General features: G+C 45.5%; 23 protein-coding genes and 2 tRNA genes. 20 read left to right on the forward strand and 5 right to left on the reverse strand.

Annotated elements, in window-relative coordinates; all coding sequences use genetic code 11:
* Nucleotides 1-18 precede the first annotated feature (18 nt).
* Nucleotides 19-1,305 (reverse strand): peptidoglycan DD-metalloendopeptidase family protein, encoded by a 1,287-nt coding sequence (locus GZN30_RS00910; RefSeq protein ID WP_075649333.1) that lies wholly within the window; start codon nucleotides 1,303-1,305, stop codon nucleotides 19-21.
* A 128-nt stretch (nucleotides 1,306-1,433) separates the two neighbouring features.
* Between GZN30_RS00910 and tyrS the strand changes: the two genes are divergently transcribed.
* Both tyrS and GZN30_RS00920 read left to right on the forward strand, forming a co-directional pair.
* Nucleotides 1,434-2,621 carry a tyrosine--tRNA ligase gene (gene tyrS / locus GZN30_RS00915; RefSeq protein ID WP_075649332.1) on the forward strand — a complete coding sequence of 396 codons (1,188 nt, stop codon included), beginning with the start codon at nucleotides 1,434-1,436 and terminating at the stop codon, nucleotides 2,619-2,621.
* Between the two features lie 416 nt (nucleotides 2,622-3,037).
* A complete protein-coding gene (locus GZN30_RS00920; RefSeq protein ID WP_075649331.1) occupies nucleotides 3,038-3,883 on the forward strand; it encodes a magnesium transporter in 846 nt (281 codons plus the stop codon).
* On the opposite strand, the gene dacB is transcribed toward GZN30_RS00920, so the two are convergent.
* Entirely contained in the window at nucleotides 3,862-5,289 is a 1,428-nt protein-coding gene (dacB, locus tag GZN30_RS00925; RefSeq protein ID WP_075649330.1) for a serine-type D-Ala-D-Ala carboxypeptidase, read from the reverse strand. The genes GZN30_RS00920 and dacB overlap by 22 nt on opposite strands.
* A 101-nt stretch (nucleotides 5,290-5,390) precedes the next feature.
* On the reverse strand, nucleotides 5,391-6,440 hold the full coding sequence (locus GZN30_RS00930) for a porin (RefSeq protein WP_075649329.1): 1,050 nt from the start codon (nucleotides 6,438-6,440) through the stop codon (nucleotides 5,391-5,393).
* Nucleotides 6,441-6,969: 529 nt separating this feature from the next.
* Here GZN30_RS00930 and greA point away from each other — a divergent pair.
* A complete protein-coding gene (greA, locus tag GZN30_RS00935) occupies nucleotides 6,970-7,443 on the forward strand; it encodes a transcription elongation factor GreA (protein WP_075649328.1) in 474 nt (157 codons plus the stop codon).
* A 67-nt stretch (nucleotides 7,444-7,510) separates the two neighbouring features.
* Here the strand turns inward: greA and yhbY are convergent, their stop codons facing one another.
* On the reverse strand, nucleotides 7,511-7,807 hold the full coding sequence (yhbY, locus tag GZN30_RS00940) for a ribosome assembly RNA-binding protein YhbY (protein ID WP_075649327.1): 297 nt from the start codon (nucleotides 7,805-7,807) through the stop codon (nucleotides 7,511-7,513).
* Nucleotides 7,808-7,946: 139 nt separating this feature from the next.
* Here yhbY and rlmE point away from each other — a divergent pair, with 139 nt between their 5' ends.
* From rlmE to truB, 12 genes are all read left to right on the forward strand, one after another.
* Nucleotides 7,947-8,576, forward strand: coding sequence for a 23S rRNA (uridine(2552)-2'-O)-methyltransferase RlmE (rlmE, locus tag GZN30_RS00945; RefSeq protein WP_075649326.1), 630 nt, complete (start codon nucleotides 7,947-7,949; stop codon nucleotides 8,574-8,576).
* Between the two features lie 107 nt (nucleotides 8,577-8,683).
* Nucleotides 8,684-10,663 (forward strand): ATP-dependent zinc metalloprotease FtsH, encoded by a 1,980-nt coding sequence (ftsH, locus tag GZN30_RS00950; RefSeq protein ID WP_075649325.1) that lies wholly within the window; start codon nucleotides 8,684-8,686, stop codon nucleotides 10,661-10,663.
* Between the two features lie 63 nt (nucleotides 10,664-10,726).
* Nucleotides 10,727-11,557: a dihydropteroate synthase gene (gene folP, locus GZN30_RS00955; protein ID WP_075649324.1), complete on the forward strand. Its 831-nt coding sequence runs from the start codon at nucleotides 10,727-10,729 to the stop codon at nucleotides 11,555-11,557.
* Nucleotides 11,558-11,577: 20 nt separating this feature from the next.
* Nucleotides 11,578-12,918, forward strand: coding sequence for a phosphoglucosamine mutase (gene glmM, locus GZN30_RS00960; protein WP_075649323.1), 1,341 nt, complete (start codon nucleotides 11,578-11,580; stop codon nucleotides 12,916-12,918).
* Nucleotides 12,919-13,164: 246 nt separating this feature from the next.
* The gene (gene secG / locus GZN30_RS00970; RefSeq protein WP_075649439.1) at nucleotides 13,165-13,503 is read left to right on the forward strand and encodes a preprotein translocase subunit SecG; all 339 of its coding nucleotides are present in this window, start codon (nucleotides 13,165-13,167) and stop codon (nucleotides 13,501-13,503) included.
* A gap of 11 nt (nucleotides 13,504-13,514) precedes the next feature.
* Nucleotides 13,515-13,598: transfer RNA gene (locus GZN30_RS00975), tRNA-Leu, on the forward strand.
* Between the two features lie 56 nt (nucleotides 13,599-13,654).
* Nucleotides 13,655-13,731: transfer RNA gene (locus GZN30_RS00980), tRNA-Met, on the forward strand.
* Nucleotides 13,732-13,940: 209 nt separating this feature from the next.
* Complete coding sequence (gene rimP / locus GZN30_RS00985; protein ID WP_075649322.1) at nucleotides 13,941-14,396, forward strand: ribosome maturation factor RimP; 456 nt, start codon at nucleotides 13,941-13,943, stop codon at nucleotides 14,394-14,396.
* Between the two features lie 36 nt (nucleotides 14,397-14,432).
* Entirely contained in the window at nucleotides 14,433-15,920 is a 1,488-nt protein-coding gene (nusA, locus tag GZN30_RS00990) for a transcription termination factor NusA (RefSeq protein ID WP_075649321.1), read from the forward strand.
* A gap of 23 nt (nucleotides 15,921-15,943) precedes the next feature.
* Nucleotides 15,944-18,619: a translation initiation factor IF-2 gene (infB, locus tag GZN30_RS00995; RefSeq protein WP_075649320.1), complete on the forward strand. Its 2,676-nt coding sequence runs from the start codon at nucleotides 15,944-15,946 to the stop codon at nucleotides 18,617-18,619.
* A 97-nt stretch (nucleotides 18,620-18,716) separates the two neighbouring features.
* Nucleotides 18,717-19,112, forward strand: a complete 396-nt coding sequence (gene rbfA / locus GZN30_RS01000; protein ID WP_075649319.1) for a 30S ribosome-binding factor RbfA — start codon at nucleotides 18,717-18,719, stop codon at nucleotides 19,110-19,112.
* Nucleotides 19,112-20,056, forward strand: a complete 945-nt coding sequence (truB, locus tag GZN30_RS01005; protein ID WP_075649318.1) for a tRNA pseudouridine(55) synthase TruB — start codon at nucleotides 19,112-19,114, stop codon at nucleotides 20,054-20,056. Before rbfA ends, truB begins: the two co-directional genes overlap by 1 nt.
* A 69-nt stretch (nucleotides 20,057-20,125) precedes the next feature.
* Here truB and tolC read toward each other — a convergent pair whose 3' ends face one another.
* Nucleotides 20,126-21,433 carry an outer membrane channel protein TolC gene (gene tolC / locus GZN30_RS01010; protein ID WP_075649317.1) on the reverse strand — a complete coding sequence of 436 codons (1,308 nt, stop codon included), beginning with the start codon at nucleotides 21,431-21,433 and terminating at the stop codon, nucleotides 20,126-20,128.
* Nucleotides 21,434-21,666: 233 nt separating this feature from the next.
* Between tolC and nudF the strand changes: the two genes are divergently transcribed.
* The 5 genes from nudF to parE all read left to right on the forward strand — a co-directional run bounded on the left by nudF (nucleotide 21,667) and on the right by parE (nucleotide 26,349).
* The gene (gene nudF, locus GZN30_RS01015; protein ID WP_075649316.1) at nucleotides 21,667-22,296 is read left to right on the forward strand and encodes an ADP-ribose diphosphatase; all 630 of its coding nucleotides are present in this window, start codon (nucleotides 21,667-21,669) and stop codon (nucleotides 22,294-22,296) included.
* Nucleotides 22,284-22,724: a DUF1249 family protein gene (locus tag GZN30_RS01020; RefSeq protein ID WP_075649315.1), complete on the forward strand. Its 441-nt coding sequence runs from the start codon at nucleotides 22,284-22,286 to the stop codon at nucleotides 22,722-22,724. The genes nudF and GZN30_RS01020 overlap by 13 nt, the downstream gene beginning before the upstream one ends.
* A gap of 9 nt (nucleotides 22,725-22,733) precedes the next feature.
* Nucleotides 22,734-23,555: a 3',5'-cyclic-AMP phosphodiesterase gene (cpdA, locus tag GZN30_RS01025; RefSeq protein WP_075649314.1), complete on the forward strand. Its 822-nt coding sequence runs from the start codon at nucleotides 22,734-22,736 to the stop codon at nucleotides 23,553-23,555.
* A gap of 74 nt (nucleotides 23,556-23,629) precedes the next feature.
* Nucleotides 23,630-24,211, forward strand: coding sequence for an esterase YqiA (gene yqiA, locus GZN30_RS01030; RefSeq protein ID WP_075649313.1), 582 nt, complete (start codon nucleotides 23,630-23,632; stop codon nucleotides 24,209-24,211).
* 257 nt (nucleotides 24,212-24,468) lie between these two features.
* A complete protein-coding gene (parE, locus tag GZN30_RS01035; RefSeq protein ID WP_075649312.1) occupies nucleotides 24,469-26,349 on the forward strand; it encodes a DNA topoisomerase IV subunit B in 1,881 nt (626 codons plus the stop codon).
* The last annotated feature ends 1 nt before the right edge of the window (nucleotide 26,350 follow it).

Here is a 26,350-nt window from a genome sequence, read left to right on the forward strand (position 1 = left end):
GGTTAAAACAGCTTTAGATCAGTTGTAGGCCAAAAGCTCACGGTAACGTTCTAACTTCTCTAGGCGTATATTTGCGTTTGCCATAAAGGTTTGTTTCGCTTTACCCGTTAAAGATTTGGATTGCGGTAGCTTCACTGTACGGGCATTTTTATGTACCCCGTTTACCAAAAACTCATAGTGTAGGTGAGGACCCGTAACTCGACCGGTACCACCTAGGGTACCAATGGTTTGTCCCTGTTTTACCCGTTGACCAGTTTTTACCATGCGACGTTGTAGGTGCAGGTACTTCGTAATGTAGGTATTGCTATGTTTAATAAAGACATAGTTACCATTGAACTGGTTGTAACTCGATTTCTGTACGATACCATCACCCGCCGCCCAAATTGGTGTGCCAACCGGTGCGGCGTAATCGGTACCACGGTGGGCGCGTACTTTGCCAGTAACAGGGTGGCGTCGAGTTGGGTTGAAGTTGGAGGTTACACGGCGAAAATCTAACGGTGAGCGTAAGAAGGCTTTTTTCATTGCACGACCATTTTCGTCGTAGTAGTTGCCAGTCGCGTCATCTAAAATCGCTTTAAACGTATCGCCTTGGTTGGTAAATACAGCCGCGATAATTTGCCCGCGATCGACCACTTCACCTTCAACGATTTTCTCTTGATAAAGAATTTTAAAACTGTCACCACTGCGAATATCGAGGGCAAAGTCGATATCCCAGCCAAAGATACCAGCAAGTTCCATAATCTGGTTAGCATTCAATCCGGCAGTAATTGCAGCATTCCAGAAGTTAGAGCTAATTGAGGCTTCAGCATAGTTGTATTGGTAGTTCACTTCCTTGGATTCGATACTACCTTGATACCCGTTATTTTGTTTGGTGATCACATAGGCTTCGTAGGCGTTCATTGGGCGCTTAATTTGCACCAACTCATCATTCACATCGAAACCAAATTGCAGCACATCGCCAGGACGCAGTTTGGTTAACTGATCTTTGATCTCCTTGCCTGAATTGGTCAGGTTATAAAGGAGTCGAGAAGATAGACCGGCACGTTCAAATACAACTGCAGCGCTTTCACCGGAGCCGACACTGAACTTTTTCCAGCGCAGCTGCGCAAGCGGGGAGGTGTTTTGTTCACTAGTAAGATTGGCTGGGTCAATGTCTAGCGGATAGATTTTACCCACTTGGTAAAGACTTTTTTCTTCACGCAAAGATTGGGGCTCGGGTAGCGCCAAAGCACAACCGATAAGAACGATAAATAGGATAATCAACGCTCGATGAATCCTTGGTAATCGAGCAAAAAGCGACAACATCGTATGTCCGTATTAAAAATTCGACAAAAAAAGCTAGCTGACTAGTCTAACTGGTTTCAAAAAGCATCGCTATTCAAGTAAGATGTAAAATTATCAAATTTTTGCCAAATCTGTGGGAGTGAACAAGAATGGCGAGTATTGAAGCAGCACTGGCCGAGATTAAGCGCGGTGTAGAAGAACTGATCCCTGAAGATGAACTGGTTGCAAAGCTTAAAGAGGGTCGACCTCTACGTATTAAGCTAGGTGCCGATCCAACAGCACCTGATATCCACCTAGGTCACACAGTGATTTTTAACAAACTGCGCACGTTCCAAGAACTTGGACACGAAGTTACTTTCCTTATTGGTGACTTTACTGCAATGGTTGGTGACCCGTCTGGTAAAAACACCACGCGCCCACCGCTAAGCCGTGAGCAAGTATTGCAAAATGCTGAAACCTATAAAGAACAGGTTTTCAAGATCCTAGATCCGGCTAAAACAACCATTTCATTTAACTCTGAGTGGCTATCTGAACTAGGCGCTGAGGGTATGATCCGTCTAGCATCAAACCAAACTGTGGCGCGTATGCTAGAGCGCGACGACTTTAAAAAGCGTTATGCAGGCGGTCAGCCAATTGCAATTCATGAGTTTATGTATCCGCTGCTTCAAGGTTATGACTCAGTTGCAATGGAAACTGACGTAGAACTAGGTGGTACTGACCAGAAGTTCAACCTACTAATGGGTCGCGAACTGCAAAAAGCAAACGGTCAAAAACCACAAGCTGTATTAATGATGCCTCTTCTCGTTGGTCTAGACGGTGAGAAGAAGATGTCTAAGTCAGCGAACAACTACATTGGTATCAGCGAAGCGCCAAGCGAAATGTTTGGTAAGATCATGTCAATCTCTGACGACCTAATGTGGAGCTACTATGAGCTACTATCATTCCGCCCACTAGGTGAGATTGAGCAGTTCAAAGCAGACGTTGCAGAAGGTAAGAACCCTCGTGACATCAAGATCCTACTTGCGAAAGAGATTATCGCACGTTTCCACACTGAAGCGGATGCAGATGCGGCTGAGCAAGAGTTCATCAACCGTTTTGCGAAAAATCAGATCCCTGATGATATGCCAGAGTTTGAGTTTGCAGCAGAAACGCCAGTAGCGAACCTACTGAAAGAAGCGGGTCTATGTGCTTCGACTTCTGACGCAATGCGTATGGTTAAGCAAGGCGCGGCGAAGATGGATGGTGAAAAGGTTGCTGATGCTAAATTTGCTCCAGCAGCAGGCACTTACGTATTCCAAGTTGGCAAACGTAAATTTGCGCGTATCACTATCAAATAATGATAGTTGAACTGCTATAGATAGAGCGCCGTTATCGGCGCTTTTTTTATGCCATTTAGCTGCAATTATGCCTGTTATTTCAGCATACTTTTGTTATCATGCGCCCGTTGCGAATAGCGCAACGATTTCGGAGACTTTTATGAACAATACCGACCATCCCCCTAGTATGAGGGGAGAAAAATAACCCGCTTCGGTATTGGCGTTTCCACGTTTCTACCCATCGGGTAGAGCTTCTTTTTGATCCCTCTTTGATTTTTCTCCTCTCTTTTCTAGATTCCAATATATCTATCGCCATGCTGCGAGGGCTGTGTTGTACGCATTTTTGCAGCCATAACTTATTGGCATTAAACCTAAAACATTGCTTCAAATAGATATATTTGATGGTCGTTACCTTAAGCTAATCGGGAGATTCGCCCATGACGGTAATGAATAACATCTATATGGAAAACTCACCAAACTTCTCAGTTGAGGAGATTGGCGCGGCACGGAATGCCTTTTTAAAATACGAACAAACTCAGCAAGTTCATCTGTTAACGGTTATGCCCCTTGAAGAGGCGGTTGCCATCTTGCAGCACTGCTCTTTGGGTTATGTTCAGCAATTGATTTCGCAACTAGAACTGAATGGTCAAGATAAGCTAGCGCGTCATTATGCTCACCAATTGGGATTGATTTACTCAGAGGTAATGCCAAGTCAAAGTTATCTAGCAACGCCAGTGCTTGAGCATGTAAAGCAGCGTATTGGCTGGATCATTGGTTTAGCCTTGATGGGGATCTTATCGGGTCTGATTATTGCCCAGTATGAAGATACGTTAAGTCAACTTGTGCTATTAGCGGTCTATATGCCAGTGATTGCCGCCGCAGGTGGTAATACCGGTACACAAGCTGCGACCTTGGTGATACGTGCACTCGCGACTGGTGAGCTGCGTAAGCGACAATGGTTGTCAGTGCTGTGGAAAGAGAGTCGAGTGGCGATTTGCCTCGCGGTCGCGATTTCGGCGGTGATTGTTGCTCGGGTGATGCTGTTTAGTGAGCCGGGTAGTGCTGGTGGTTTCGAGTTACAAACCGTCGCGCTAGCCATTGCTGTCGCGCTGTTTGTGCAAGTGACACTATCGACGACTTTAGGTGGGGTTTTACCGATCTTGGCTCGAGTGTGCAAACTGGACCCAGCGGTGCTTGTGAGTCCAGTGTTGGCATCGATCGTTGATATCTCTGGGATGTGGATCTACTTCAGCGTAGTGAATTACTTTTTAGGGCTAAACTGACTGTATTTCAGCACATCTTGATAGAACATTTGTTCAAACTGGGTGATAGGGGCGATGGTAGGTTTATCATCGCCTTGTTCATTTGGTAGATAATCTGCGACAAATTGAATAAATAGCGTGCTAGGTTTACCTGATTTATCTAGACCAAATCCCGCCATGTTATAACTGCCATAAACAGAACCACTTTTGGCCACCAATTGCCCCTTAATCGGCGCATTACGCATACTTGAGCGATATTTTAATGTGCCATTTTCGCCAGAGGTTGGTAGCAGTTTTACTAAATCTAACTGCGGGTCATTTTTCCAGATATAGCGCAGAACCGCTGCCATATCTTCACTGGTAAAGCGGTTATTGCGTGACAGTCCTGAGCCATCGGTGATCTTGTTGCGCTCAAGGTTGATGCCGGTTTTTTGTAAAATAACCTGTTTTATCGCTTCAGTACCGTTGTTGTAGCTGCCTGCTTGAGCAAAATATTTCGCGCCTAGTGCTTTGGTTAGATTGTCAGCAATTAAGTTATCGGATTTGCGTAGCATTACCTCAAGTAACTCAGGTAGCTTCGGCGAATAATGCGCAGTGACGGGTTTGAAGTTGTTGCCGGATGGTTGACCGACGCGAACATTGCCCTCCAGCTTAATACCGACTTGATTCAATAGGCTGTTGAGTGTGCGTTGGGTGTAAAGTGCAGGATTTTGCACTGCAAACTTAAGTGGCAGTGGTTTGCTACGTTCAACTAAACAGCCTTGTAACTGATAGTGGTTATCTGGTGATACCTGAAGTTCTAAATCACAACGGCTCTGTTCAAACTGTTGTTTGCTGACGCTTTTGGCTGTGGTGCTGACATAGATAGGAAAATGCTCAGGAGCGTAAACTCGCGTTGAGCCATCTTTATTGGTGTAAATGGATGCATTGACACAGTTTTCGTCAAGAGAAATGGCAGAGGATGGGGCGCTATAACACACGCCAATAATATCCCATGGCCAACCTATCGCACGCTCGTAGCCAGTAAACGCACTGTTATCCAACCAAATATCGCCGCGAATATGTGTAATCCCTTGCTGTTTAGCTTCGCTGAGCATTTGTTTTAAGTCTTCGCGGGTTAGGGTGGGATCACCACTAAAGCGTACGGTTAGATCGTGTCCATTGCTTTCTAGCGTGGTTTTAAATTGAAACTCATCGCCCAACTCCAGCTTAGTTGCTAAAGCCGTGACAACTTTTAGTGTGCTAGCGGGTGGAAAAAATTGGTCACGATTTGAAGTAGTGAGATAGGGTGTATCGCCTGATAATGGCTCGATAGCGATAGCGACACGACTGCCTTGCGGCAGATAGTCGAGAGGCGCATAAGCGTGAGTACTGAAAGAAAGCATACTTGCCATTCCGGCAAGTAGAAGTGAACGCGGTAAAAACATAATAGAAATATTGAGCCAGTTTGACGATTGGTGCTTTGAGTATATAAAAAAAACGCCTGCTAGCGAGCAGGCGTTTAATGTTTGTGACTGAAAGTCAGCTATTAGAAGTCGTAACGTAGACCTAGAGCTAGTTCGTCTTCAGCTTGAGCTTTAGTTGCTTTTGCAGTTGAGTCACCCGCAGTACCGAACTTGTCACCTTCGCTGATTAGGTTGAAGTTGTATGATACGTAACCACGGAAGTTAGGTTTGAAGTAGTAAGATGCATCGATTGCAATGTTGTCAGCAGAAGTTTCATCGTTAGTTTCTGCATTGTTGTAAGTCGATGTAAACACTGTTTGACCTAGTGTGTAAGCTGCTGCGAATTCGTAACCGCGGTAATCGCCATCTTTCTCTTGTACTTGACCGTCAGTGAAAGTGGTTGCGAAGTATAGGTCGTTGATAGCGTAAGACGCTGCTAGCATGTATTCGTTTTGCTCATCTGCACCAGAGTATTGGCTTGCGTAACCAGCACCTAGTTTAACGCCTGTTTCACCTAGCGCGTAGATTGCAGATAGTGAGTAACCGTCAGCGTCGTTGTCGCCGTAAGATGCTACATCTTCACCTGGAGCCGCAATGTTACCTGCTGCGTTTAGCTCAGTGCGGTCAGCAAAACGGTAGCTTGCTTTTACGCCTAGGTCAGCAAATTGACCTTTGTATGAAACCATGTTGTCTGCGCGGTCAGCAACGTTGATCTTCATTGCTGCTGAGTTACCGTGGTAAGCCATGATATCAGTAAAGTCAGTGATAACGCCTAGCGCACCATCGTTTTTACCATAAGTCACTTCACCAAACGCGCCACCTAGACCAGCGTACACGTAACGGTTAGTGATGTCGCTGCTGTCGCTGTCAGTTGCGCCGCCATTGTCTGCTGTTGTGAATTCACCTTCGTAGAAACCAACACCGTATAGACCATCAGTGATTTGAGTTTTGCCTAGGAAGTTTAGACGTACGCGAGATTTGTCTTCAGCTTTGCCGTCTTGTAGAGATAGACGTGCTTCTGCACGACCACCCATTTCTAGGCTAGTGCCGTCTTGGTTGTAGATTTCACCAGCGTTAGCACCAGTAGCAATTGCAGTAGCCGCTACTGCTAGGGCAATCAGAGTTTTGTTCATCGTTTAAATCCTAATTTATTGTCCATAAATCGTGTTATTTCGAAACGAAGCTGCATTGTCCATTAAGCTTCAATTTCACTGCTCGTTGCCACGCATACGTTTGACATTCTATAAATCAATGGCTTGATGCCGTGGCATTTCGTGAGTCAAGTTGTACCGCCAAAGTTCCCGAGTGAGTTAGTAAAACGATATAAATTTGGATTGTGAACACTGTTTTATTTATTGGTTTTCGGTTTTAATTCTTTGTTTTAAAAGGCTTTATCTGGATTTCTCTTTTGTTTAAATAATCGGCGTTTTTTTTTTTTTTTTTTTTAGCCTTTTTTGAGTTAACAAAAGGCTAAAATTTACATCTAAATCGAGTGGAAATGTGACGGAAAGTAAGAACAGCAGCGTGACAAATGGAATTAAGATGATTTAGCAAGCAAGTTTGTTTACACTACAATAAATTGATGAGAGTCCTGACTACCTAGTTCCTTGGAACTGGGTAGTTTTATTTTGTCCAAAGCATGCTTTGGCTTAGAGGTATATGATGGAAAAGGTTCCAATGACAGTAAAAGGCGAGCAGCAGCTACGCCTAGAACTTGAAAGACTATTAAAGCTTCGTCCACAAATTTCTGAAGCAATCGCTGAAGCTCGTGAGCTGGGTGACCTTAAAGAAAACGCTGAATACCATGCCGCTCGTGAAGAGCAGGGCATCTGTGAAGCACAAATTCGTGATATCGAATACAAGCTATCTGTCGCGCAAGTTATCGATGTAACTAAGATGGAAAACACGGGTAAGATCATCTTCGGTTCAACTGTAACGCTAATCGACTGCGATACAGAAGAAGAAAAAACTTACCAAATCGTGGGTGATGACGAGGCAGACATTAAGAGCGGTCGTATCTCGGTAAGCTCACCAATCGCACGTGGTCTAATCGGTAAGATGGAAGGCGACGAAGTGATTATCTCTACGCCAGGCGGCGAACGCGATTTCGAAATCGACCGCGTTGAGTACATCTAATTAGTCAAAGCACTAAACGCAAAAAGGTCGCCTAAGCGACCTTTTTTATTGCGAGTAAATCAGACTATTACTTACGTGGTAGTTCGATTTTGCGCTCTTCAGTTTGACGGAAAAGGATAAGTGTTTTACCGATCACTTGTACTTTTTCTGCGCCTGTTTCACGAACGATTGCGTCCACGATCAAAACTTTAGTTTCGCGATCTTCAGATGCGATTTTAATTTTGATCAGTTCGTGGTGATCCAGTGCGATTTCAATTTCCGCTAGAACAGCTTCCGTTAGTCCGTTTGCGCCCAGAAGCACAACAGGTTTTAAGCTGTGCGCTAGGCCTTTTAGGTGCTGCTTTTGTTTGGTGCTTAGGTTCATTACGCGGCCAATTTTCTATAGAATAAGGGTTGAAAAAAGCTATTTTAACGCCATCTAATGGCAAAGACTATAATTTATTGAGCAATAGGCTCGGCCTATTACAACAATAGCTCCATATTTGTGCCTTGTTGAGAGTAAAATGAGTAAACAAAAACATTCGGCAAGTTCTGGCCGTTGGTTGAAAGAACACTTCGATGATAAATACGCTAACGAAGCGCGTAAAAAAGGCTATCGTTCTCGTGCTTATTTCAAGATCGAAGAGATTCAAGAAAAAGATAAATTGTTGAAATCTGGGATGACGGTCGTTGATTTAGGCGCAGCTCCAGGTGGTTGGTCTCAATATGCTGCTAAAATAGTAGGAGAAGAAGGTCAGATTATTGCGTGTGACCTACTTCCAATGGATCCAATTGCTGGCGTGAGCTTTCTTCAAGGTGACTTCCGAGATGATGCAGTACTAGAAGCGCTTCTAGAAAGAATCCAACCAGCGATGGTTGACGTAGTAATGTCAGACATGGCACCAAATATTGCGGGTAATAACTCAGTAGACCAACCTCGCGCTATGTATTTAGTTGAACTAGCGTTGGATATGTGTCGACAAGTTCTAGCCACAAATGGTAGTTTTGTCGTAAAAGTCTTTCAGGGAGAAGGATTTGATCAATACGTGAAAGAAGTTCGTGATATGTTCAGAACCGTTAAGGTTCGTAAACCAGACTCTTCGAGAGCTCGCTCTCGTGAAGTGTTTATCGTAGCCACTGGTTACAAAGGTTAACTATTTGCTTATCTAAGCGGTCGTTAACACTATAGCTACAGTCTAAGAACTGTAGTACCCTACCTTTAATTACAATTAGTTATCGCGAGGCTGACACCTTGAGTGACATGGCAAAAAATTTAATTCTGTGGCTTGTTATCGCCGTAGTGTTGATGTCGGTTTTCCAGAGCTTTGGGCCAAGTGAAAACAACGGCAGAGCGGTTGATTACACTACATTCGTACAGGAAGTTGGCCAAGGCCAGATTCAGGAAGCAACTTTTAAAGACGGCGAGATCTCTTTCGTTCGTCGTGGCGGCGGTGCTAAATATGTTACCTACATGCCAGTTTACGACCAGAAACTTCTTGATGATCTAATTAATCAAAATGTGAAAGTACAAGGCACACCTCCAGAAGAGCAAAGCCTACTAGGTACAATTTTCATCTCTTGGTTCCCAATGATCTTACTGATTGGTGTATGGATTTTCTTCATGCGTCAAATGCAAGGCGGCGGCGGTAAAGGCGCAATGTCGTTCGGTAAGAGCAAAGCTCGTATGATGAGCGAGGAGCAAATTAAAACTACTTTTGCGGACGTTGCAGGCTGTGATGAAGCAAAAGAAGACGTTAAAGAGTTGGTGGACTACCTACGTGATCCAAGCCGTTTCCAAAAATTGGGCGGTAAGATTCCAACGGGTGTATTGATGGTCGGTCCTCCTGGTACGGGTAAAACGCTACTTGCAAAAGCAATTGCAGGTGAAGCGAAAGTACCGTTCTTTACTATCTCTGGTTCTGATTTCGTTGAAATGTTCGTCGGTGTTGGTGCATCTCGTGTGCGTGACATGTTCGAACAAGCGAAGAAAGCAGCACCTTGTATCATCTTTATCGATGAAATCGATGCGGTAGGTCGTCAGCGTGGCGCTGGTGTTGGTGGCGGTCACGACGAACGTGAACAAACACTAAACCAAATGCTGGTTGAGATGGATGGTTTCGAAGGTAACGAAGGTATTATCGTTATCGCAGCAACTAACCGTCCAGACGTACTTGACCCTGCACTACTTCGTCCTGGTCGTTTTGACCGTCAAGTTGTGGTTGGTCTACCAGATGTTCGTGGTCGTGAGCAGATCCTTAAAGTTCACATGCGTAAAGTACCACTAGCGGGCGATGTAGAGCCTTCTCTTATTGCACGTGGTACACCAGGCTTCTCTGGTGCAGACCTAGCTAACCTAGTAAACGAAGCAGCGCTATTTGCTGCGCGCGGTAACAAACGTAACGTTTCTATGGTTGAGTTTGAACTGGCAAAAGACAAGATCATGATGGGTGCAGAGCGTCGTTCTATGGTGCTTTCAGAAGAGACCAAAGAGTCGACTGCATACCACGAAGCGGGTCACGCGATTGTTGGTCGCCTAGTACCTGAACACGATCCTGTGTACAAAGTGTCTATCATTCCACGTGGTCGTGCGTTGGGTGTGACGATGTACTTGCCAGAGCAAGACCGCGTAAGTATGTCTCGTCAGCATCTAGAATCGATGATTTCGAGTCTGTACGGTGGTCGTCTAGCTGAAGAACTTATCTACGGTAAAGATAAAGTTTCAACAGGTGCATCAAACGATATCGAACGTGCAACGGATATTGCACGTAAGATGGTGACTCAATGGGGCTTCTCTGAAAAACTTGGTCCACTACTTTATGCAGAAGATGAAGGTGAAGTGTTCCTAGGTCGTAGCGTAACTCAGACTAAACATGTTTCTGACGATACAGCGAAACTAATCGATGACGAAGTTCGTAAGATTATCGACCGCAACTATGACCGTGCTAAGAAAATCCTAGAAGAAAACATGGATATCATGCACGCGATGAAAGATGCGCTAGTGAAATACGAAACCATCGACGCAGGTCAGATTGATGACTTGATGGAGCGTAAAGCTGATGTTCGTGAACCTGCGGGTTGGGCGGATAGCTTAAGCAATAAGTCTGATGACAAACCTCAAGCGAAACCAGAGGTTAAAGAAGAAGCTCAAGAGAAACCTCAGCAGCCAGAACAAGCTGCGGAGCAACCAACTTCTCAAGAGAGCACTTCTGCTGAAGCGACAGAGAAAAAAGACTCTGAATAATTAAACACTTAAAAATAAACCCCGAGGCAACTCGGGGTTTTTGTATTTGTATCCAAGTAAACCATGAACATTACAGCCAACAACAAAACTCTCGATCTTTCTACGCCGCAAGTGATGGCCATTCTTAATGTCACCCCAGACTCTTTTTCGGATGGGGGCAAATTTAACTCGCTAGAAAATGCATTACAGCAAGCTGAAAAAATGATCGCCGCAGGCGTATCGATTATCGATATTGGCGGTGAGTCGACTCGACCTGGTGCGCCAGATGTGAGTTTAGAAGAAGAACTTGCGCGGGTGATCCCGGTCATCAAAGCGATTCGAGCGAAGCATGACGTTTGGATCTCTATCGATACCAGTAAGGCGGAAGTGATGCGTCAAGCGATAGAAGCCGGCGCGGACCTGATTAATGATGTGCGTGCATTGCAAGAGCCAGGGGCTCTAGAGGTGGCTGCACACGCTGGTGTGCCGATTTGTCTAATGCATATGCAAGGTCAACCAAGAACCATGCAAACCAATCCACATTATGAGGATTTAATCCAAGAAGTGGCGGCATTTTTACATGAGCGAGTGGCTGCGTGTGAGGCGGTGGGTATCAAAAGTGATAAATTGATCCTTGATCCCGGGTTTGGTTTTGGCAAAACGCTCGAGCATAACTACCATATGTTGGCGAATCTTGAAGCGTTCCACCAATTCGGCTTGCCGATATTGGCCGGAATGTCGCGAAAATCCATGTTATTCAAGTTGTTGGATAAAACCCCTGCGGAATGTGTTGCAGCCAGTGTCAGTTGCGCTACCATAGCCGCCATGAAAGGGGCGCAAATCATTCGCGTTCATGATTTTGAGCAAACGCTTGATGCGGTCAAAGTGGTTACCGCCACTTTAGACAATCAATAATTAAAAATAAAGGAAACCTCATGTCTGACAAAAGACGTTATTTTGGTACCGACGGAGTTCGTGGCAAAGTTGGACAGTACCCTATTACTCCTGATTTCGTACTTAAGCTTGGCTGGGCTGCTGGTCGCGTATTGGCAAAGCAAGGCACTAAAAAAGTAATCATCGGTAAAGATACTCGTATTTCTGGTTACATGCTTGAATCAGCGTTGGAAGCGGGTCTTGCAGCAGCGGGTCTTAAAGCAACTTTTACCGGTCCAATGCCAACACCGGCAGTGGCTTACTTAACGCAAACATTCCGCGCAGAGGCGGGGATTGTGATTTCAGCATCGCACAACCCTTATTATGATAACGGTATTAAATTCTTCTCATCAGAGGGTACTAAGCTACCAGATGAGGTTGAATTAGCGATTGAAGCGGAATTAGACAAAGATATCGAATGCGTTGAGTCTGCACTGTTAGGTAAAGCGACTCGTCTAAATGATGCAGCAGGTCGTTATATTGAGTTTTGTAAAAGTACTTTCCCTTCAGAGTTAAGCCTTGCTGGCCTTAAGATCGTTGTGGACTGTGCTCACGGCGCGACTTACCACATTGCACCATCTGTATTCTCTGAGTTAGGCGCGGAAGTCATCGCAATGGGTGTTGAGCCAAACGGTCTTAACATCAACGACGAAGTAGGCGCGACAGATGTGCGTGCACTACAAAAACGTGTAGTTGAAGAGCAAGCTCATCTAGGTTTAGCGTTTGATGGCGACGGTGACCGCATCATCATGGTTGACCACTTAGGCAACAAAGTGGATGGCGACCAAATTGCTTACATCATTGCGCGTGATGCACTGCGTCGTGGTGAGCTAAAAGGCGGTGTGGTTGGTACCTTGATGACTAACCTAGGTATGGAAAATGGTCTTAAGCAACTGGGCATTCCTTTCTTACGTGCGGCGGTAGGTGACCGCTACGTAATGGAAAAACTGCTAGAAAAAGGCTGGAAGATTGGTGCAGAAAACTCTGGTCATGTGATCTTGCTTGATAAAGTGACCACTGGTGATGCGATTGTTGCTGCGCTGCAAGTCCTTGCGTCTGTCGTGGGCAGTGAACTTTCACTACACGAACTTTCACAAGGTATGACACTTTACCCACAAGTACTAGAAAATGTACGTTTTAGTGGTGATTCAAATCCATTGGAAGCGCAAGCAGTAAAAGATTCGGTTACTGAAGTAGAAGCAACGCTGGGCGATAAAGGTCGCGTACTATTGCGTAAATCAGGCACTGAGCCTTTGATTCGCGTGATGGTAGAAGGTGAAGATGCAGAACTGGTTCAAGCATCAGCGCTTAAAATTGCTGACGCAGTGAAAGCGAGTTTCTAACAGAAAACGTATCTGTTCTAAACAAGGAGGCAGTAGCCTCCTTGTTGGTTTTGCGAAGGAATATTTCGATATTGCCCTTTTTTTAACCGTTTGATTCTCAAGTTGCGCTTTTTTGTCAATTTTCTCTTGTCAGTGTCGGTCGGTTTCGCTAGTATTGCTCCGCCTTCATTAAGGAGGTCGCTAGCCTTGTTCTGGAAGATTACTAGAGCGGCGCTGGCCTAACAATTTGGAACATAGGTGGACAACATGTTTTCAGTTCTACTTGTGATTTACCTGTTGGCAGCGGTTGGTGTAATCGGCCTCGTGTTGATTCAACAAGGTAAAGGCGCAGATATGGGAGCCTCATTCGGTGCAGGCGCATCAAACACAGTGTTTGGCGCAAGCGGCTCAGGTAACTTCCTAACCCGAATGACTGCAATTTTTGCAACAGTATTTTTTGTCATCAGCCTAGTGCTAGGTAACATGTCAACTCATAAAACTGAATCTCAGTGGGTTGACCCGACTCAAGGTCAAGTTATCGAACAAACTGCTGATGATGTAGCGAGCGATGTTCCAGCCCCTGTAGGCGAGGAAATCCCGCAATAAGCGATTACGCTGCCGAGATGGTGAAATTGGTAGACACGCTAGCATGAGGTGCTAGTGCCTTAGGTGTGAGGGTTCGAGTCCCTCTCTCGGCACCATTGATTTACAAACTTGTAAAACCTTTGATTGAGCGTATAATGCTCATCAAGTCGGACGCGGGGTGGAGCAGCTTGGTAGCTCGTCGGGCTCATAACCCGAAGGTCGTCGGTTCAAATCCGGCCCCCGCAACCAATCCTCTGGATTAGGTCAAGTTTGCGCAGAACGCTTTGCTTTCGTTTTGCGAGTTAAACAGCTAATGTTTAACACATCAGGGTCCAGCAATAAAAAACCCCGGCTTATCGGGGTTTTTTATTATCTAAATTTCTGTAACAGGAAATTTAGATCTTGCTTGGAATTTAAATTGGGCTCTATGCCCTTTTTTTGTTTCTGGAGTGGTTCAAATGACTGGTTTAGAAAGACAACTTACCGAAATGCTTGAAGCGCCAGTAGAGGCGATCGGCTACGAGTTAGTTGGATTAGAATTTATTCGTGCAGGTGAGCACTCAACACTACGTATCTACATTGACCATGAAAATGGTATCAATGTTGACGCTTGTGCAGAAGTTAGCCATCAAGTAAGCGCTGTACTCGATGTAGAAGATCCTATTTCAGTGGCTTATAACCTTGAGGTTTCTTCACCGGGTCTAGAAAGACCACTATTTAAAGCTGCCCACTATGAGCAATTTATTGGTCATGAAGTGAGCATCGTTTTGAAGATGGCTGTAGGTAACCGTCGTAAGTGGAAAGGTGTTATCCACTCTATTGATGGCGAAACCGTCTCTGTTACTGTCGAAGGTAACGAAGAGCAGTTTGCGTTAAGCAACATTTCCAAAGCTAACCTGATCCCTAAATTTTAGGTCCCTAAAAATTTGAAAGCTTAGAGGCTATATAAAATGAGTAAAGAAATTTTAGCGGTAGCAGAGGCAGTATCGAACGAGAAAGCGGTACCTCGCGAGCGTATTTTCGAAGCACTAGAAATCGCTCTAGCTACTTCTACTAAGAAAAAGCGTGAAATCGAAATCGATGTGCGCGTAGCAATCGACCGTAAAACTGGCGAATTCGAAACTTTCCGTCGTTGGTTAGTGGTTGAAGAAGTTGAGTTCCCAACGAAAGAGATCTCACTAGAAGCAGCACAATACGATGACGAAACCATTCAACTAGGCGACTACGTTGAAGACCAGATTGAATCAGTAACGTTTGACCGTATTACCACTCAAACTGCGAAACAAGTTATCGTACAAAAAGTACGTGAAGCTGAGCGCGCACAGATCGTTGAGCAATTCATTGACAACGAAGGCGAGCTAGTTACTGGCGTAGTTAAGAAAGTTAACCGTGAAACAATCGTACTAGACCTAGGCAACAACGCTGAAGCGGTTATCCTACGTGATGATCAACTTCCTCGCGAAAACTTCCGTCCAGGCGACCGTGTACGTGGTCTTCTATACAAAGTTGCTCCAGAAGCACGTGGTTTCCAACTGTTCGTTACACGTTCTAAGCCAGAAATGCTTCAAGAACTGTTCCGCGTAGAAGTGCCAGAAATCGCAGAAGAGATCATCGAACTTAAAGGTGCTGCTCGCGATCCAGGTTCTCGTGCGAAAATCGCAGTGAAAACTAACGACAAACGCATCGACCCAGTGGGCGCGTGTGTGGGTATGCGTGGTGCACGTGTACAAGCTGTATCTGGCGAACTTGGCGGTGAGCGTATTGATATCGTGCTTTGGGATGATAACCCAGCGCAATTCGTAATCAACGCAATGGCGCCTGCTGATGTAGCTTCAATCATTGTTGATGAAGATGCACACGCAATGGACATCGCTGTTGAAGCTGATAATCTAGCACAAGCAATCGGTCGTAACGGTCAAAACGTTCGTCTAGCATCTCAACTAACTGGTTGGGAACTAAACGTAATGACAGTGGCTGATCTGCAGAAGAAACACGCTGAAGAATCTCAAGCTTCTATCGAAAACTTCATGAAGTACCTAGATATCGAAGAAGACTTTGCTCAACTACTTGTTGAAGAAGGTTTCTCTACTCTAGAAGAAGTGGCTTACGTACCAGTAGCAGAACTACTAGAAGTTGACGGTCTAAATGAAGAATTGATCGAAGAGCTACGTAACCGTGCGAAAGAAGCACTGACTACTCTAGCTCTAGCTCAAGAAGAATCTTTTGAAGGTCTAGAGCCTGCTGAAGACCTATTGGGTCTAGAAGGTCTAGAACGTGAAATGGCATTCAAACTGGCTGCTAAAGGTGTTGCAACACTTGAAGACCTAGCAGACCAAGGTATCGATGATCTCGAAGGAATCGAAGGATTAACAGAAGAGCGTGCTGGTGAACTTATCATGGCTGCACGTAACATTTGTTGGTTCGGAGACGAAGAATAATAATTCAGCAAGGAGGAAGCGGAATGACACAACTAACAGTAAAAACTCTGAGTGAAGAGATTGGTACGCCAGTTGACCGCTTAATTGAACAACTTGCTGACGCTGGTATTTCGAAGTCTAGCAGCGATGCGATTTCAGAGGGCGAGAAGCAGCAGCTTCTCAGCCATCTAAAAAAAGAACACGGCGATACGTCGGGTGACTCAGCGCCTACACGCCTTACATTACAACGTAAGACTCGTAGCACACTGAGTGTCAACGCTGGTGGCGGCAAGAGTAAAGATGTTCAAGTTGAAGTGCGCAAGAAACGTACCTACGTGAAGCGCAGTGCAATTGAAGATCAAGCTAAACGCGAAGCTGAAGAAGCAGCTAAGCGTGAGGCAGAAGAAGCGGCTAAACGCGAAGCTGAAGAAGCAGCTAAGCGTGAAGCTGAAGAGAAAGCTAAACGCGAAGCTGAAGAAAAGGCTAAGCGAGAAGCGGAAGCACAACGTAAAGCAGAAGCAGAGAAAGCGAATGCCGAACGTGGTGCTGAAGACAAAATTAAGCAAGAAGCAGCGCGAAAAGAGGCCGACGAGCTTAAGCGTCGTCAGGAAGAAGAAGCCAAGCGTAAGGCTGAAGAGGATAGTCAGCGCAAGCTTGAAGAAGCTCGCGAAATGGCTGAAAAGAATCAAGAGCGTTGGTCTGCTGCAGAAGAGAAAAAGGGTGATATGGAAAATACAGATTACCATGTAACGACTTCACGTTACGCACGTGAAGCCGAAGATGAAGCAGATCGTAAAGTAGAAGGCGCGAGTCGTCGTCGTAAACAGAAGAAAATGTCTTCTAAGACTGACGATCAAGAGCGCGGCGGTCGCAATGCACGTGGTGGCAAAGGCGGTCGTCAAAAAGGTAAGTTGGCTAAGCCATCTTCAATGCAACAAGCTTTCGATAAGACAGCAGCGGTAGCAAAAGCTGACGTTGTGATCGGTGAAACGATCGTTCTGTCTGAGCTTGCAAACAAGATGTCTGTTAAAGCAACTGAAGTTATCAAAGTGATGATGAAGATGGGCGCTATGGCGACTATCAACCAAGTGATCGACCAAGAAACTGCACAGCTTGTTGCAGAAGAAATGGGTCACAAGGTAATTCTTCGCAAAGAAAACGAACTTGAAGAAGCTGTACTAAGCGATCGTGATAGCGATTCAGAAGCTGTGCCACGTGCACCAGTTGTGACTATCATGGGTCACGTTGACCACGGTAAAACGTCAACACTTGACTACATTCGTCGTACACACGTTGCTTCTGGCGAAGCTGGCGGTATCACACAGCACATCGGTGCATACCACGTTGAAACTGAGAACGGCATGATCACGTTCCTTGATACTCCTGGACACGCAGCGTTTACTGCAATGCGTGCTCGTGGTGCTCAAGCGACAGATATCGTTGTTCTAGTTGTTGCTGCAGACGATGGTGTAATGCCACAAACTGTAGAAGCGATTCAACACGCGAAAGCGGCGGGCGTACCGCTGATCGTTGCTGTGAACAAGATCGATAAAGAAGACGCGAACCCAGATAACGTTAAGAACGAGCTTGCTCAATACGACGTTATTCCTGAGGAGTGGGGCGGTGAGAACATGTTCGTTCACATCTCTGCGAAACAGGGTACAAACATCGACGGTCTTCTAGAAGCAATCCTTCTTCAATCAGAAGTTCTAGAACTTACTGCTGTTGCTGAAGGTATGGCATCTGGTGTTGTTGTTGAATCTCGTCTAGACAAAGGTCGTGGTCCTGTTGCAACAGTACTTGTTCAATCAGGTACACTACGCAAGGGTGACATCGTACTATGTGGTCAAGAATACGGCCGTGTACGTGCAATGCGCGATGAGCTAGGTAAAGAAATCAACGAAGCTGGTCCTTCAATCCCTGTAGAGATCCTAGGTCTTTCAGGTGTACCTTCATCAGGTGACGAAGCGACTGTAGTACGTGATGAGCGTAAAGCGCGTGAAGTTGCTAACTACCGTGCTGGTAAGTTCCGTGAAGTGAAACTTGCTCGTCAGCAGAAATCTAAACTAGAGAACATGTTCGCGAACATGGCTGCTGGTGAAGTTGCTGAACTGAACGTAGTACTGAAAGCTGACGTACAAGGTTCTGTGGAAGCAATCGCTGATTCACTACTGAAACTATCGACTGACGAAGTTAAAGTTAACATCGTAGGTTCTGGTGTTGGTGGTATCACTGAAACTGACGCAGTACTAGCGGAAGCTTCAAACGCAATCATCCTTGGCTTTAACGTACGTGCTGATGCTTCTGCTCGCCGTGCAATTGAAGCTGCAAGTGTTGATCTACGTTACTACTCAATCATTTACCAGCTAATCGACGAAGTTAAACAAGCGATGGGCGGTATGCTTGCTCCAGAATTCAAGCAAGAGATCATTGGTCTTGCTGAAGTTCGTGACGTATTTAAGTCTCCGAAACTGGGCGCAATCGCTGGCTGTATGGTAACTGAAGGTGTGATCAAGCGTAATGCTCCTATCCGCGTTCTACGTGATAACGTAGTAATCTACGAAGGTGAGCTTGAGTCACTACGTCGCTTTAAAGACGACGTTGCTGAAGTTAAGAATGGCTACGAGTGTGGTATCGGCGTTAAGAACTACAATGACGTTCGCGCAGGTGACCAAATCGAAGTATTCGAAACAGTGGAAATCAAACGTACACTGGATTAATTGACTAAAATTGCCCTAAGGCAATGATTGGTTGTTGAATACGCCATGGGGGGCTGGGTTAACCATCCCCCCATTCTTTCTATATAAGAGAAGAATTATGTCAAAAGAATTTAGCCGCACGCAGCGCGTAGCACAGCAGCTGCAAAAAGAACTTGCGATGATCCTTCAACGCGAAGTTCGTGATTCTCGTCTAGGTATGGTAACCATCTCAGACGTAGAAGTATCTCGTGACCTTGCTTACGCGAAAGTATTCGTTACTTTCCTATGCGTGGGTGAGCAAACACCTGAATCATGTCTTGCTGCACTGCGCGAGCATGAAGTTCACATCCGCATGATGCTAGGTAAGCGTATTCGTCTACGTCTAACACCTGAAATCCGTTTCCACTACGACAACACGTTAGTGGAAGGTATGCGCATGTCTAACCTTGTGACTGAAGTTGTAAGTAACGACAAGCAAAAGCAAAAAGATGCAGGTCGTGAGGACGAAGAGTAATGGCTCGTCGTCGCAAAGGTCGTCCTATTGATGGCGTGATCCTATTGGATAAGCCAACCGGTATTTCATCAAACGATGCGCTACAAAAAGTAAAGCGTATCTACTTTGCAGAAAAAGCGGGTCATACTGGCGCTCTAGATCCTTTGGCAACTGGCATGCTGCCAATTTGCTTAGGTGAAGCGACCAAGTTTTCTCAGTTCCTATTGGACTCAGATAAACGCTACCGCGTTATTGCTAAGTTGGGTGAACGCACGGATACCTCTGATTCTGACGGTGAAGTGGTTGAAACTCGCCCTGTCGATGTGGACCTGGCGAAGCTAGAAGCGTGCATCGATAAATTCCGTGGTGAATCAGATCAAGTACCATCAATGTTCTCCGCGCTTAAGTACCAAGGCAAGCCTTTGTACGAATACGCACGTAAAGGCATTGAAGTACCACGTGAATCGCGCAAGATCACCGTATACGAAATTGTACTGCATCGCTTTGAGGGCGATGAAGTTGAGATGGAAGTACACTGCTCGAAAGGCACTTACATCCGTACTATCGTTGATGATCTTGGTGAGATGCTGGGTTGTGGTGCTCATGTAACTATGCTGCGCCGCACCGGTGTTGCGAAGTACCCTTACGAACGTATGGTAACGCTAGAGCAGTTGAATGAATTGCTTGAGCAAGCCCATCGTGAGGAGATTGCGCCGCGCGATTTACTTGATCCGCTGTTGCTACCGATGGATACCGCAGTCGAAGACCTACCAGAAGTGAACATGAATGCCGAGTTAACGGATTTGGTTCAACATGGTATGCCAGTACAAGTGGCTGGTGTGCCAGCAGAAGGTACGGTACGCATGACGAGTGGTGAAGAAAAGCTCTTTATCGGTGTCGCGCAAATTGATGACAATGGTCGCGTCGCTCCGAAACGCTTAGTCGTGTTCCGCGAGCAAGAGTAATCATTGCTGTAAACGCGAGACGAAAAAAACCTGCTCATTGAGCAGGTTTTTTTATAGGGTACGAGCGGATTATTTTGCTGGTTTAAGACCTGCGTTGATATCTAGGATATCTTGCTCGCTTAGTGTACCCACAGCTTGACGTAGGCTTAATACACTTAAGATGTAGTTGTAACGTGCGTTTGATAGGCTCTTATTCGCATCGTATAGACGACGAGTCGCATCTAATACGTCAACGATAGTACGTGTACCCACATCAAAACCGGCTTCTGTTGCTTCAAGCGCTGACTCAGCTGAAATCACTGTCTGCTCAAATGCGCGCAGTGCACCGATAGAAGCGCCAATGTCGTTATTTGAAGCGCGCACATCTTTAACCACACTGCGGTAGGTCTTCTCTAGATCTTGGCTTGCTGAAACGTAAGCGAACTCGGCTTGTTTGGTTGCCGATGTAACCGCACCACCTGTGTAAAGAGGAACTTCAAGTTGCAAGCCTAGGTTTAGGTTATCGCTGTCATTGTCACCCAGATCGCCATCAATATCAGTTAGGTTATAACCACCTTTCAGATTTAGAGTTGGTAAATGACCAGAGCTTGCGTTTGAGATGTTATCTTTCGCGATATCTTGTGAAATGCGCGCAGACAACAGGCTAAGGTTTTTCTGTTGTGCTTCAGATAGCAAAGCATCGATCGTCTGCGCAGTTTTGCTTGCAGAGAAACGCTTAGTATCAAGTACATCTAGGTTAGAGTGCTCTTGACCCGTAATTTCACGTAGACCTTCGTAGCTGTTTACTAGGTCGTTTTCTGCCAATACTTCATCGGCCAATACTGCATCGTATTGAGCTTGTGCATCGTGCACGTCAGTAATCGCTGATAGACCCACTTCAAAACGCTGTTTAGTTTGCTCTAGTTGGCGACCTACTGCCGCTTTTTCTGCGCGAACGAAAACTAAATTGTCTTGCGCACGTAGAACATCAAAATAAGCTTGAGAAACGCGTAGAATTAACGCTTGTTGTACTGCTGCGTATGCTGCATCAGCTTGGCGAGCCCCTTTTTCTGCTGTATCTAGCGTGATCCAGCTCGAGCGGTTGTAAAGCTCTTGCGTGAAATTGATGCCTGCATTCCAGCCATCACTATCATTGTCTAAGTTGTTACGCTCGCCACGGTTAATATCGTAACCAGCTGAAAGACCAATTTGTGGTAGCAAACTTGCGCGAGAAGAGTTGATCGCTTCAAAAGCCTCATCACGAGTAGCGGCTGCACTCAAAAGTGTTGGATCGTTTTCTTTTGCTTGGTTGTAAATATCTGCCAGAGTATCAGCCCAAGCGGAAGTACTAAGGCTACCTAGCGCTGCACTGATAAATAATGGAAGCAGTTTTTTCATGGGTTCGATTCCTGCTAGATAAAATTATGGGTTCTGCTGTACAAGAGTTTAACTCAAATTGACGCTAATTCATTCTAAACTTTGCATTCTTTTACACTTAATTGTCCGGCTGTGCAATAAAAAGAGTGTAAATTTAAAATTTCTTAGAAAAATTGTACAAAAAGTTGAGCTACGTCGATGGAACAACAGCAAGACACTAAGTAAACTATTAGATTCACTGACAGAGGTGCCAAATGCAACACTCGAACAATGATTCATCACTATTTACCACTCAAGATGTCGAAATAATCTCAAAAGAGACGGTTTTTCAGGGGTATTTCAAAATGGTTAAATACCGCTTTAAGCATAGATTGTTTGCTGGTGGGTGGAGTGAGGTTATTGAACGGGAGATGTTTGAGCGTGGTCACGCCGCCGCGTTATTGCCTTATGATCCGATTACTGATCAAGTGGTATTAGTCGAGCAGATCCGAGTTGGCGCATTAGAGCATGCTCAACCATGGCAGTTAGAAATTGTTGCTGGCATTATCGACCGCGATGAAAGTGCCGAAGAGGTGGCTCGTCGAGAAGCAACGGAAGAAGCCGGAATAGAGATCAATCGCTTAACGCCGGTGACATCTTATTACCCGTCTTCGGGTGGTTGCTCGGAACGATTAGATGTATTCGTCGGCGAGGTTGATGCTTCAACCGCACACGGCATTCATGGTTTAGACTATGAAGGTGAAGATATTCGCGTTCACGTGGTCAGTCGCGAACAAGCCTACCAATGGGTAGAAAGTGGTCGTTTTGAGAATGGCGCATCCATTATTGCGTTGCAATGGTTGATGCTTAATCACCAACGTTTAAGAGTACAATGGCAAGAGTAGCAGATAGAAAGCCGTATCATGTTGATTTTGCAGAACTGATGCGAGTGTATGAAACCAATTACGCCAAGCTTAACGCTTTGTTGCCAACGCAACCGAGTGTCGGCGACGTGCGTTGCTATCAAGCTGCCAGTATGTCGTACCAAATACAAGTGGGTGAAGTCACAAAGTACACAACTTTGGTTGATATTTGTCAAAGCGATGACGTTCCAATATTTCCATTGCCGAAAATGTCTGTCAGGCTTTATCACGATGCTCGGGTAGCAGAAGTGTGTAGCAGTGAATACTTAAATCGAGTCAAAGCTCGATACGATTATCCAAATGACAAAATGGTTCAAAAAGACGAAAAAGCACAATTGAACCGTTTTCTAGGTGACTGGCTGTCGTTTTGTCTACGACATGGAATAAGCCGTACGCCTCTGAATATTTAGGTTTTAAATTTGAAAGTGACGTCAAACACCTCAGTGAAAGAGACAATTAAACTCCTGCAAATCACCGATACACATCTGTTTGAAGCGGAAGACGGAAGCTTGCTCAGCGTTTGTACCAACGAGAGCTTTAAAGCCGTGGTCGAAGCGGTGAAACAAGATGGTTTCGAATTCGAAGCTATTTTGGCAACTGGCGATATTTCCCAAGATCACACCGATGCTTCATACCAACGTTTTGCTGAAGGCATCCAACCTTTGCAACAACCTTGCTATTGGTTGCCGGGAAATCACGACTACAAGCCAAGTATGGGCACAGTGTTACCGTCTGAGCAAATTGTACAGGTTGAACATGAGTTGCTTGGTGAGCATTGGCAAATGATCTTACTCGATTCTCAAGTCGAGGGGGTTCCACATGGTCGCTTGAGCCAGCAACAATTGGATCTGCTGGAGGCGAAACTTTCTCAGTACCCTGAGCGTCATACTCTAGTTTTACTTCATCACCATTCACTGCTAGTCGGCAGTGCTTGGCTCGATCAGCACACGCTGAAAGATGCTGACCAGTTTTGGCAAGTCGTTGAGCGCCATGACAATGTGCGCGCAATTATTTGTGGTCACGTTCATCAAGATATGCATAAAACCCATCGTGGTGCAGCAGTGATTGCTACACCATCGACTTGTGTCCAGTTTAAGCCGAATAGTGATGATTTTGCCTTAGATACCTGCTCGCCAGGTTGGCGTGAATTGGAACTGAACGCAGACGGCAGTTTCGATACTCGTGTAAAACGTTTGGAAGAAGGCTTGTTCACCCCTAATTTTGACTCCAACGGATATTAATCCGTTGGGGTTTTCCCCATTCTGTATCACAATGTTTTGTGTTGGCGATACCAATAGCCAGAGAGTAGCGAGCGATGAAACCCTCTTTATTGTTGTATATTCACGGATTTAACAGCTCTCCGTTGTCCCATAAAGCGAACGTGATGAAAGAGTATTGCGCTCAGTACCGCCCAGATATCAAAGTCGTGGTGCCGCAATTACCTTGTTTTCCTCAACAAGCCGCCGAATGTTTATTAACGTTGGTTGAGCAGTACCAAAGTGATTATAACATTGCCTTGGTAGGTAGCTCTTTAGGTGGCTATATGTCAACTTGGCTCAACAGTCAGTTTGGCTTTAAAGCGGTAGTGGTTAATCCGGCAGTCAAACCCTATGAGCTATTACTTGATTACCTAGGTGAACAAGAGAATCCTTATACCCACGAGCGCTATATACTAGAGCCTCATCATATTGATGAGCTCAAAGCGCTGGATGTCGCAGAGCTCAATAGCCCGAATGACTTTTGGTTGTTACAGCAAACAGAAGACGAAGTGCTTGATTATCGCCAAGCGGTGGCTAAGTATTCTGCTTGCAAGCAAAACGTTGAACAAGGCGGTGATCATAGCTTTGTCGACTTTGAACGATACCCACAACAGATTATCGAGTTTTTAGGTCTATAATCTGCACGCTGATTTTTCCCTTGATGTGAGTTGCTCAAAAATTTACCGTTCATTGAGGGAAGAGTCATAAATTTACTGGTTACTTACGTATCTCACTTGACATAAACAGGTCTCTTCCAGACTATGTTGACCCTATACTATTGCAGTTGTTAGACGCTGATATATTCAGCGGTTGCTCTGTTTTTACTAGCATCGCTCTTGCGTAATGCGCACTCTGCAAAGTAACCAATTCAATTTCCATAACGAATTTCCGTATTATGACTGAACAATATAATGCTGGGGCCATTGAGGTTCTTAATGGCCTGGAGCCAGTACGTCGCCGACCAGGGATGTATACGGATACAGCGCGCCCAAACCACTTGGGTCAAGAAGTCATCGACAACAGTGTCGATGAAGCGCTAGCCGGACATGCCTCTAAGGTACAAGTGATTCTGCATGCAGACCAATCGCTGGAAGTCATCGATGATGGCCGTGGTATGCCGGTAGATATTCACCCTGAAGAAAAAGTCTCAGGTGTAGAACTTATCCTTTGTAAACTTCATGCCGGTGGTAAGTTCTCGAACAAGAACTATCAATTTTCAGGTGGTCTACACGGGGTAGGTATCTCGGTAGTAAACGCACTGTCAAAACGTGTTGAAGTGACGGTAAGACGTGATGGACAAGTGTATGAAATCGCCTTTGAACATGGTGATAAAGTTTCTGAACTGACCGTAGTCGGTACCTGTGGACGCCGTAATCGCGGTACCAGTGTACACTTCTGGCCAGACGCCAAATACTTCGATTCTGCCAACTTCTCAGTAACACGCTTGGTGAATAACCTACGTGCGAAAGCGGTGCTTTGCCCTGGTTTAGAAATCACTTTTACTGACAAAGTGAATGGTAAAGATTACCAGTGGTACTACGAAGATGGTCTAAAAGATTACCTTGCCGAAGGGGTAAAAGGTTACACCCTACTACCAGAAGAACCATTTACCGGTGAATTCTCTGCGGAAACAGAAGCGGCTAACTGGGCGGTAATTTGGCAGCCAGAAGGCGGCGAGATGATCACCGAGAGCTACGTTAACTTAATCCCGACGGCTCAAGGTGGTACGCACGTTAACGGTCTGCGCCAAGGTTTGTTGGATGCGATGCGTGAGTTCTGTGAATTCCGCAATCTATTGCCTCGCGGTGTAAAGCTAACGGGTGATGACGTGTTTGACCGCTGTTCATACGTTCTGTCGGTTAAGATGCAAGATCCGCAATTTGCTGGTCAAACTAAAGAGCGTCTTTCTTCGCGTCAAACCGCTGCGTTTGTATCGGGTGTGGTTAAAGATGTCTTCAGCTTATGGCTCAATGAAAAACCACAGCTGGCTGAACAATTGGCAGAAGTTTGTATCGCCAACGCACATCGCCGTATGCGCGCCAGCAAAAAAGTGGTGCGTAAGAAAATTGCCTCAGGTCCAGCGCTACCAGGTAAGTTAACCGACTGTTCGGTACAAGACTTAAGCCGAACTGAAATTTTCTTCGTGGAAGGGGACTCGGCAGGTGGTTCGGCAAAACAAGCGCGTGATCGTGAATTCCAAGCGGTAATGCCACTGCGCGGTAAGATCCTAAACACGTGGGAAGTGTCTGCTGACCAAGTACTCGCGTCGCAAGAAGTGCACGATATTTCGGTGGCTTTGGGTATTGACCCTGATAGCGACAACTTAGAAAGCCTACGTTACGGTAAAATTTGTATCCTAGCCGATGCGGACTCGGATGGTTTGCACATTGCAACGCTGTTGTGTGCACTGTTTACGCGTCATTTCCGAGCTCTGGTTGAAGCGGGTCATATCTATGTGGCGATGCCACCTCTCTATCGTATCGACTGCGGCAAAGAAGTGTTCTACGCCCTTGATGACGATGAGAAAGAAGGCATCTTAGAGCGTCTGTCGAAGAAGAAAGCTAAGATCAACGTGCAGCGATTCAAAGGTCTGGGCGAGATGAATCCACTGCAACTGCGTGAAACGACAATGGATCCAAACACCCGCCGCCTTGTTCAACTGACTATCGATGACGATGAAGCGACGATGGAAATGATGGACATGCTACTGGGTAAGAAGCGTGCAGATGATCGTCGCTCATGGCTACAAAATAACGGCGATATGGCAGAGGTTTAAC

It is taken from the genome of Vibrio ponticus, assembly GCF_009938225.1.
GTDB classification, from domain to species: Bacteria; Pseudomonadota; Gammaproteobacteria; order Enterobacterales; family Vibrionaceae; genus Vibrio; species Vibrio ponticus.

Bases quoted from the DNA above. Each gene is read 5' to 3' on its own strand.
- GZN30_RS00910 (WP_075649333.1), bottom strand. From the start codon at position 1,305: ATGTTGTCGCTTTTTGCTCGATTACCAAGGATTCATCGAGCGTTGATT.
- tyrS (WP_075649332.1), top strand. From the start codon at position 1,434: ATGGCGAGTATTGAAGCAGCACTGGCCGAGATTAAGCGCGGTGTAGAA.
- GZN30_RS00920 (WP_075649331.1), top strand. From the start codon at position 3,038: ATGACGGTAATGAATAACATCTATATGGAAAACTCACCAAACTTCTCA.
- dacB (WP_075649330.1), bottom strand. From the start codon at position 5,289: ATGTTTTTACCGCGTTCACTTCTACTTGCCGGAATGGCAAGTATGCTT.
- GZN30_RS00930 (WP_075649329.1), bottom strand. From the start codon at position 6,440: ATGAACAAAACTCTGATTGCCCTAGCAGTAGCGGCTACTGCAATTGCT.
- greA (WP_075649328.1), top strand. From the start codon at position 6,970: ATGGAAAAGGTTCCAATGACAGTAAAAGGCGAGCAGCAGCTACGCCTA.
- yhbY (WP_075649327.1), bottom strand. From the start codon at position 7,807: ATGAACCTAAGCACCAAACAAAAGCAGCACCTAAAAGGCCTAGCGCAC.
- rlmE (WP_075649326.1), top strand. From the start codon at position 7,947: ATGAGTAAACAAAAACATTCGGCAAGTTCTGGCCGTTGGTTGAAAGAA.
- ftsH (WP_075649325.1), top strand. From the start codon at position 8,684: ATGGCAAAAAATTTAATTCTGTGGCTTGTTATCGCCGTAGTGTTGATG.
- folP (WP_075649324.1), top strand. From the start codon at position 10,727: ATGAACATTACAGCCAACAACAAAACTCTCGATCTTTCTACGCCGCAA.
- glmM (WP_075649323.1), top strand. From the start codon at position 11,578: ATGTCTGACAAAAGACGTTATTTTGGTACCGACGGAGTTCGTGGCAAA.
- secG (WP_075649439.1), top strand. From the start codon at position 13,165: ATGTTTTCAGTTCTACTTGTGATTTACCTGTTGGCAGCGGTTGGTGTA.
- rimP (WP_075649322.1), top strand. From the start codon at position 13,941: ATGACTGGTTTAGAAAGACAACTTACCGAAATGCTTGAAGCGCCAGTA.
- nusA (WP_075649321.1), top strand. From the start codon at position 14,433: ATGAGTAAAGAAATTTTAGCGGTAGCAGAGGCAGTATCGAACGAGAAA.
- infB (WP_075649320.1), top strand. From the start codon at position 15,944: ATGACACAACTAACAGTAAAAACTCTGAGTGAAGAGATTGGTACGCCA.
- rbfA (WP_075649319.1), top strand. From the start codon at position 18,717: ATGTCAAAAGAATTTAGCCGCACGCAGCGCGTAGCACAGCAGCTGCAA.
- truB (WP_075649318.1), top strand. From the start codon at position 19,112: ATGGCTCGTCGTCGCAAAGGTCGTCCTATTGATGGCGTGATCCTATTG.
- tolC (WP_075649317.1), bottom strand. From the start codon at position 21,433: ATGAAAAAACTGCTTCCATTATTTATCAGTGCAGCGCTAGGTAGCCTT.
- nudF (WP_075649316.1), top strand. From the start codon at position 21,667: ATGCAACACTCGAACAATGATTCATCACTATTTACCACTCAAGATGTC.
- GZN30_RS01020 (WP_075649315.1), top strand. From the start codon at position 22,284: ATGGCAAGAGTAGCAGATAGAAAGCCGTATCATGTTGATTTTGCAGAA.
- yqiA (WP_075649313.1), top strand. From the start codon at position 23,630: ATGAAACCCTCTTTATTGTTGTATATTCACGGATTTAACAGCTCTCCG.
- parE (WP_075649312.1), top strand. From the start codon at position 24,469: ATGACTGAACAATATAATGCTGGGGCCATTGAGGTTCTTAATGGCCTG.